Here is a 2,810-nt window from a genome sequence, read left to right as displayed (position 1 = left end):
CGGCAGCTGCGCGACAGCGTTGCGCTCGAGGCCTGCAACGCGTTCATCGATGGCCGCCAGTACGACCTTCCCGCGGAAACAGCGCGCGGCGCAATGGTTGCCGAGCGTCCGCGCCGTTCGAAGTAAGTTCGGAGAGGCTTGCTCGCCGGATTTCGGTGAGAGAATTTCTGAACCGGCTCGGCGGGCGGGCGCATAGCGAATGATGGAGCCAATCGAAACGCTGCTCTTCGACTTTGGGGGTACGCTCGACGCAGATGGCGTAGCCTGGAAAGAACGCTTCCACACACTTTATCGCGCCGAAGGGCTTGGTATAGCCGCCGATGCATTCGCGCCTATTTTCTTCGCCGCCGATGACCCGCTTGTTGGAAGTCTGTCATCCACGGCCGGCCTGTCCGAAACGGTCACTGCGTTGGCCACAAACCTCGAAGCCGAACTGACGCGCCGCGGCGCAGGAACAGAAGACACTGGAGCCGTCAACGAACAGAACCGCGGTCAGCGCGTAGCATCGCGCTTTCTGTTCGAAGCCTCGGCCGCGTTCACACGCAATCGTCCGATCTTGGAGGCTTTGAAGGCACGCTATCGGCTCGGCATCGTGTCAAATTTTTACGGCAATCTTGAAGCGGTGTGCCGCAGCGCCGCTATTGCCCCGCTGTTCGGAGTCATGGTCGATAGCCAATGCGTCGGCGCCGAGAAGCCCGATCCGGCAATCTTCCACGTGGCCCTTGAGACGCTTCGTGCGACGCCCGAGACAACCGTGTTCGTGGGCGATTCATTGCGCCGTGACCGCGAGGGCGCTAGACGCATGGGCATGCGCTTCATCTGGATTGCGCCACAAAATGTCCAGACCGCCGAAACCCGGGCGTCGGCGGAGCCGCCCATTCATGCTACGGTGACCAGGCTGCCTGACCTTATGAAGATTTTGAGATGACTGAAATTTCGGCGCGTCCGATCCTCCAGGGAGGCATCATCGCTGCTGGCGAGGGGAGCCGTTTGCGGGCCGACGGGTATCGAGTCAGTAAACCGATGGTACCGGTCGCTGGCCGTCCCCTGATCGACCTGGCCCTCGATCGCTTCCGCGCTGTCGGGATTCGTCAACTCACCATCATCATCAACGATACGAGCGACGATTGCCGGCAATGGCTTCTTGACCATGCTGAAGATTTTGATCTCGACATGATTGTACGTACGACCCCGTCGTCCTACGCCAGCTTTCAACTCGTCGTTAGTCGGTTGGCCCGCGCGCCGGCCTTGATTACGACGGTCGACGCGATCATGCCGATCAACGATTTTCACACCTTTGTAGAATCGGCCACTCGCCTGGCGAAAAACGCAGTGGTGCTGGGCCTGACCGACTATGTCGACGACGAAAATCCGCTGTGGGCTACGTTGGACGCGGCGGACGGCCGTATTCGGAAGCTCGGCGGCAATGGCGGCAGCCATGTGACTGCGGGCCTCTATTGGTTGCCGACGCAGCGGCCAGCGGAGCCCAAGGCCGGTTTTGCCCGCCTTCGCGACTATCTCGGGTGGCTGGTTGAGCACCAGCCGGTTTACGGCATCGTTTTGCCCCGGGTGTTCGACATTGACCGGGCACAGGACATTGCGGCGGCCGAATTGTCGGGTTTCGATCGTGAACGCGGAAATACCCGGGCATGAACACGGCCAAGACCTGCCGGGGCATCTACCGCGAGCTGGCGCACTCGCCCGGGCGTATCGATGACGACAGCGCAATAATGAAAAGCGTCGGTGAGGCTTTGACGGCGCGCGGCTTCCATGTTGAGCTTGCCACCGCCGACGCCGCGTTTGAGACCCGTTGCACCAACATATTCGTAATGTGCGAGCGTGGTGCAGTTCTTGATCGCCTCAAGACAGCGGAGAAGGACGGCTCGATCGTCGTTAATTCCTCGGAGGCGATTCGCAACACCTATCGCCACCGCATGATCGAACTCTTTGCACAACACCATGTTCCGGCACCGGCCAGCCAGATCGTCGCCAGCGACGCGAGCAAGCCACGTCCGGCCGCCGGAGTGTGGATCAAGCGCTACGATTTCCATGCGACACAATCCTGCGATGTCATTTATGCTGCATCGGAGGACGGATGGCACGAGGCATTGGATCGATTCGCCAAGCGCGGCATCCCGTTCATCATCGCGCAGGAGCACGTGGCCGGTGATCTCGTCAAATTCTACGGCGTGAGAAGCAGCACGGAAGTGATGGCCAACTGGTTCGAGTGGTTCTACCATCGCGACAAAGGAATGCTGGGTCATTCCTTCGAGGCTTCGAGCTTGCGCCAGGCTGCGTTCGCTGCGGCAGCCGCACTGGGGCTCGAGATTTTCGGCGGCGACGCCATCATCCAGCCTGACGGCGATCCCAAGATCGTTGACATCAATGCCTGGCCCAGTTTTGCGCGATATCGCGACCGGGCGGCACAAGCAATCGCGGACCACCTGACCGAGCGCTTCCAGCGGCGCCCGCGCATCGTAACTTCGAGGAGTTGATCCATGAACCGCGCACCGCCCCGCAACATCGCATCGGGGCGCCAGGACCGCACGCAACGCCGCGCGGTGCCCGGCCCCAGGTCCAAAGCGATTTTCGATCGCGAGGCCGAGGCGATGGCGCCAGGACTGCAATCGATTGCTCTCTATTCACAAATCGTGGTCGACCGCGCCTCGGGTTGCACGATTACCGACGTCGACGGGAACGAGTATCTCGATTTCATCGCCGGTATCGCGGTTGGCAGCCTCGGCCACTGTCATCCCCACTATGTTAAACGTCTCACGGAGCAACTCGAACGCATCACCTTCGGCAGTTTC

General features: G+C 60.9%; 4 protein-coding genes. All 4 read left to right on the top strand.

Annotated elements, in window-relative coordinates; translation table 11 throughout:
- Positions 1–199 precede the first annotated feature (199 nt).
- Positions 200–928, top strand: a complete 729-nt coding sequence (locus VN623_RS07545; protein WP_325569700.1) for an HAD family hydrolase — start codon at positions 200–202, stop codon at positions 926–928.
- Positions 925–1,653: a nucleotidyltransferase family protein gene (locus VN623_RS07540; RefSeq protein ID WP_325569698.1), complete on the top strand. Its 729-nt coding sequence runs from the start codon at positions 925–927 to the stop codon at positions 1,651–1,653. The genes VN623_RS07545 and VN623_RS07540 overlap by 4 nt, the downstream gene beginning before the upstream one ends.
- On the top strand, positions 1,650–2,495 hold the full coding sequence (locus VN623_RS07535; RefSeq protein WP_325569696.1) for a hypothetical protein: 846 nt from the start codon (positions 1,650–1,652) through the stop codon (positions 2,493–2,495). The genes VN623_RS07540 and VN623_RS07535 overlap by 4 nt, the downstream gene beginning before the upstream one ends.
- A gap of 3 nt (positions 2,496–2,498) precedes the next feature.
- Positions 2,499–2,810, top strand: a 312-nt coding sequence (locus VN623_RS07530; RefSeq protein ID WP_325569694.1) for an aminotransferase class III-fold pyridoxal phosphate-dependent enzyme, incomplete at its 3' end; no start/stop codon positions are given.

Source organism: Hyphomicrobium sp. (assembly GCF_035572195.1).
Lineage (GTDB): Bacteria > Pseudomonadota > Alphaproteobacteria > Rhizobiales > Hyphomicrobiaceae > Hyphomicrobium_B.
This window is presented reverse-complemented; position numbering and strand designations above follow the sequence as displayed.

Bases quoted from the DNA above. Each gene is read 5' to 3' on its own strand.
- VN623_RS07540 (WP_325569698.1), top strand. From the start codon at position 925: ATGACTGAAATTTCGGCGCGTCCGATCCTCCAGGGAGGCATCATCGCT.
- VN623_RS07545 (WP_325569700.1), top strand. From the start codon at position 200: ATGATGGAGCCAATCGAAACGCTGCTCTTCGACTTTGGGGGTACGCTC.
- VN623_RS07535 (WP_325569696.1), top strand. From the start codon at position 1,650: ATGAACACGGCCAAGACCTGCCGGGGCATCTACCGCGAGCTGGCGCAC.